Raw genomic sequence first — 268 nt, forward strand, 5'->3', positions numbered from 1 at the left:
CACGCTCAAGCGCTCGCGCACATGGCCCAGCGTCTCGCTGGTCTTCTGGGAGGAGTTCTCCAAGGTCTCGCCCACGCGACGCTGCAACTCGCCCAGGCGCTTGTCCAACGCCTCGGCGATATGGCGTTCCTGGGCCTGCATACGGTCGGCCAAGTGCGTCTGCGCCTGGGCGTCGGCGGTGGCAACCTGATCGAGCCGGCCTTGCAGGGCCTGTTGCTGTTCGGCCAGACGCTGAGTCAGCTCGACCAACTGGTCGACCTTCGGATTG

The 268-nt window shown here is 66.0% G+C and carries 1 protein-coding gene; it reads right to left on the reverse strand.

The window, feature by feature from the left end:
- Positions 1–249, reverse strand: a 249-nt coding sequence (locus R0J92_RS23390) for a hypothetical protein (protein WP_411053434.1), incomplete at its 3' end; no start/stop codon positions are given.
- Positions 250–268 lie beyond the last annotated feature (19 nt).

Origin of the sequence: Tritonibacter sp. SIMBA_163 (assembly GCF_046535935.1) — a bacterium.
Classification (GTDB): Bacteria; Pseudomonadota; Alphaproteobacteria; order Rhodobacterales; family Rhodobacteraceae; genus Epibacterium; species Epibacterium scottomollicae.